Raw genomic sequence first — 3,758 nt, forward strand, 5'->3', positions numbered from 1 at the left:
CCGTCGTCGTCGCCTCGGAGGGCTCGCTGCGGCGACGCTCGCGCGGAGGACGCGACCCGTCGCGCGACGTCCCCTCGCTCGAGCCGCCCGACCGCGAGCGCGAGCGCTCGCGCGGCGGGTGCGAGGCGTCCTTCTCGACCTTGGGGATGGGCGTCGCCTTCAGGCGGCCCTTCGACCCGGCGGGGATGTTGAGGTCGGTGAACAGGTGCGGCGACGACGAGTATGTCTCGACCGGCTCGGGGATGCCCATCTCGAGCGCGCGGTTGATGAGCGCCCACTTGTGCATGTCGGCCCAGTCCACGAACGTCACGGCGATGCCGGTCTTGCCGGCGCGGCCCGTGCGGCCCACGCGGTGCAGGTAGGCGTCGTGGTCGTCGGGGACGGTGTGGTTGATGACGTGCGTCACGTCGTTGACGTCGATGCCGCGCGCGGCGACGTCGGTCGCGATCAGGATGTCCTTCTTGCCGGCCTTGAACGCGGCCATCGAGCGCTCGCGGGCCTCCTGCGTCATGTCGCCGTGCACGGCGCCCGCACTGTAGCCGCGGTCGTTGAGCTCCTCCACGAGCTTCGCGGCGGCGCGCTTGGTGCGCGTGAAGACGACGGTCTTGCCGCGGCCCTCGGCCTGCAGGATGCGGCCGATCACCTCGTCCTTGTCGAGCGAGTGCGCGCGGTAGACGATGTGCTCGATGTTGGCCTGCGTGAGGCCCTCGTCGGGGTCGGTCGCGCGGATGTGGATGGGCCGGTTCATGAAGCGGCGCGCGAGAGCCACGATCGGCCCCGGCATCGTCGCCGAGAACAGCATCGTGTGGCGCGTCGGCTTGGTCTGCGAGAAGAGCTTCTCGATGTCGGAGAGGAAGCCGAGGTCGAGCATCTTGTCGGCCTCGTCGAGGACCATGACCTCGACGTTGGCGAGGCTCAGCAGACGCTGGCTCGCGAGGTCGAGCAGGCGGCCGGGGGTGCCCACGACGATCTGCGCGCCCGCCTTGAGCTGGTCGATCTGGCCCTCGTACGCCTTGCCGCCGTAGATCGAGACGATCTTGACGTCGCGGTTCTTCGAGGCGAGCTCGAGGTCCTCCGTCACCTGGACGCACAGCTCGCGCGTCGGCACGACGATGAGCGCCTTGACGCCGGGCTCGGGGTGCAGGCCGAGGCGCTGGATGAGCGGGAGGCCGAAGCCGAACGTCTTGCCGGTGCCGGTCTTGGCCTGGCCGATGATGTCCTGCCCCGTGAGCGCGAGGGGGATGGTCTGCTGCTGGATCGGGAAGGGCTCGAGGATGCCCTGGGATGCGAGGGCATCGACCAGGTCGGTCTCGATGCCCAGATCGGTGAAAGTCACGTGAAGGTTCGCCCTGTCTGGTATTGGTAGCGCCCAGTTTAGCCGTCGGGCCCGCGCTCCGGCCGACGGACCATCGCCTAGGCTGTCCGCGTGACCCCGTGGCTCCGACGCTCCCGTCCGCGCACGCCCGCGCCGATGCTCCCGTCGCGCGACACGGCGACCGCGGCGACGCGCGTCGACCTGCACGAGCTCACCCCCGAGACGGACGTCTTCCTCGGCCACTGCGCGACGCTTCACCTCACCTTCTTCGAGCAGCTGAGCCACGCCGTCGCGAACGCTCCGCGCGTCGCCGAGAAGGATGCCCTCGCCGAGGCCGCGGCGACGATCCTCGCCCGCTATCGCGGGCTCGTCGCCGAGATGGAGCGGCTCAAACTCGACCCGGCCGCCGTCATGGAGCCCCACCTCGCGAGCGTGCAGGAGTTCGAGCGCCGGACGATGGGCGCCGACTGGCACGAGCAGGTCGCGAGCGCGCACGTCGCGATCGGGTTCCTCACCGACTTCTGGATCCGCCTGGGCGCCGGCCTGCCCCGCGACTCGCGCGAGCGGGTCGAGTCGGTGCTCTCGGAGGGCGACCTCGAGCGGCCGCTGCACGCGATCATCGAGCGAGCGATCGCCGCCAACCCGCGGCTGTCGTCGCGGCTCGCGCTCTGGTGCCGGCGCCTCGTCGGTGACACGATGCTGCAGGCGCGGTCGTCGCTCGCGCTCCACGCCGACCGCTCGCGCGACGAGGAGCAGATCGAGCCGGTGTTCACCGAGCTCATCGCCGAGCACACCCGGCGGCTCGACCGCCTCGGACTCACGGCCTAGGCGGCCGATCGCGACCGGCGCGTCGGCGGACGCGTCAGACGGTGCGCGTCGAGGCGGGCATCCCGCCCGGAGCCATGAGGCGCGCGAGCAGCTCGTCGTCGGCGGCGCGGCGGCGGGGCGGGAGCTTCAGCGCGAACGCGAGCGCGACGGCGGGGCCGATCACGAGGCTGAAGACCCAGATCCACCCGCCGTCGAAGGTGAAGCCGAGCCACAGCAGGAGCACCCACGTCGCGGCCGTCGCGGCGGCGGCGATCGCGGGGATCAGCAGGAGGCCGTGCGTCTCGCGGCCGGGCACGCCGTAGCGGACCCCGAGGCCGAGCGCGGCGCCGATGACCGTGACGAACAGGAGCTCCATCGTCAGCCGACGAAGCCGATGCGGCGGGTCGACTCCGACCCGATCTCGACGTAGCCGATGGCCGCGGCCGGCACGACGTAGTGCTTGCCCTTGTCGTCGGAGAGGGAGAGGACCGTGCCGCCGGCGAGGGCGTCGCCCACGGCCTTCTGGATCTCTGCGGCGGTCTGCGAGGTCTCGAACGCGAGCTCACGGGGGCTGTTGAGGATGCCGATGCGAATGTCCACGAACGTCACTGTACCCCGGCGCGCGGGGGCGATCCGCGGCGTTCACCGAGAGCGGACCGCACGGGCGGCGCCGGGCGGGCGGCGCGGTGTCGGAGGCCGCCGATAGCGTGTGGGCATGCCCTCGCTCGACCCCTCGCAGCTCGCCGCCGTCGAGGCGCGGCGAGGGCGCGGAGCGGTCGTGCTGGGCGCCCCGGGCACGGGCAAGACGACCGTCGCGATCGAGCTCGTCGCGCAGGCGGTGCTCGAGGACGGGCTCGCCCCCGACGAGGTGCTCGTGCTGACGCCCTCGCGACGCTCGGCGACCGCGCTGCGCGATCGCATCGCCCTGCGGCTCGCCGAGCCGGACGAGGCGCGCGCGCCCGTGCTGCCCGGCCCGCTCGCGCGATCGATCGCCTCGTTCGCGCACGCCCTCGTGACCGCGGAGGCGCGGCTCGCCGGGAGCCCCGACCCGCGACTGCTCTCGGGGGCCGATCAGGATGCCGACATCGCCGAGCTGCTGGACGGTCACCTCTCCGACGGGGCGGGGCCTGCGTGGCCCGAGCACCTCGGGCCCGACGTGCGCGCTCTCGGCGCCTTCCGGACGGAGCTGCGGGACGTCATCGCGCGGCTCTCGGAGCACGACTGGTCCTCCGACGACCTGCGCGCGGCCGCCGCCCGGCGCTCGCGGCCCGAGTGGGCGGCGATCGCGGACTTCGTCGACGAGTACCGCGCCGTGCTCGGCGGCGCGCGCGCCGAACAGGTCGACCCCGCCGAGCTCGTCCGCGCCGCGATCGGGCTCGTGCGCGACCCGTTGCCGTCCGCTCCGCCTCTTCCGCGCCTCGTCGTGCTCGACGACGCGCACGACGCGACTCCGAGCGGCTTCGACCTGCTCGCCGCCCTCGCCGCGCGCGGCTCGACCGTCGTCGTCATCGGCGACCCCGACGTCGCGACCAACACCTTCCGAGGGTCGGAGCCCGACGCGGTCGCGCGCTTCGCGGCGCTCGTCGAGCGCGCGGCGCCCGGGGTCGGGGCGGCGCTGCCCACCTTCGTGCTCGGC

General features: G+C 73.1%; 5 protein-coding genes. 2 read left to right on the top strand and 3 right to left on the bottom strand.

The features are described from left to right. Nucleotides 1–1,336 (bottom strand): DEAD/DEAH box helicase (locus Q7T15_RS08815; RefSeq protein ID WP_304695379.1); only part of this gene is annotated, 1,336 nt, incomplete at its 3' end. A gap of 90 nt (nt 1,337–1,426) precedes the next feature. Here Q7T15_RS08815 and Q7T15_RS08820 point away from each other — a divergent pair. After that, nucleotides 1,427–2,143, top strand: a complete 717-nt coding sequence (locus tag Q7T15_RS08820; protein ID WP_304695381.1) for a ferritin-like fold-containing protein — start codon at nt 1,427–1,429, stop codon at nt 2,141–2,143. A gap of 34 nt (nt 2,144–2,177) precedes the next feature. On the opposite strand, the gene Q7T15_RS08825 is transcribed toward Q7T15_RS08820, so the two are convergent. Beyond that, nucleotides 2,178–2,498: a hypothetical protein gene (locus tag Q7T15_RS08825; RefSeq protein ID WP_304695383.1), complete on the bottom strand. Its 321-nt coding sequence runs from the start codon at nt 2,496–2,498 to the stop codon at nt 2,178–2,180. A gap of 2 nt (nt 2,499–2,500) precedes the next feature. After that, nucleotides 2,501–2,722 carry a DUF3107 domain-containing protein gene (locus Q7T15_RS08830; RefSeq protein ID WP_304695385.1) on the bottom strand — a complete coding sequence of 74 codons (222 nt, stop codon included), beginning with the start codon at nt 2,720–2,722 and terminating at the stop codon, nt 2,501–2,503. 115 nt (nt 2,723–2,837) lie between these two features. On the opposite strand from Q7T15_RS08830, the gene Q7T15_RS08835 reads away from it, so the two are divergent. Then, nucleotides 2,838–3,758, top strand: a 921-nt coding sequence (locus Q7T15_RS08835) for a UvrD-helicase domain-containing protein (RefSeq protein ID WP_304695388.1), incomplete at its 3' end; no start/stop codon positions are given.

It is taken from the genome of Microcella sp., from assembly GCF_030645145.1.
GTDB lineage: Bacteria > Actinomycetota > Actinomycetes > Actinomycetales > Microbacteriaceae > Microcella.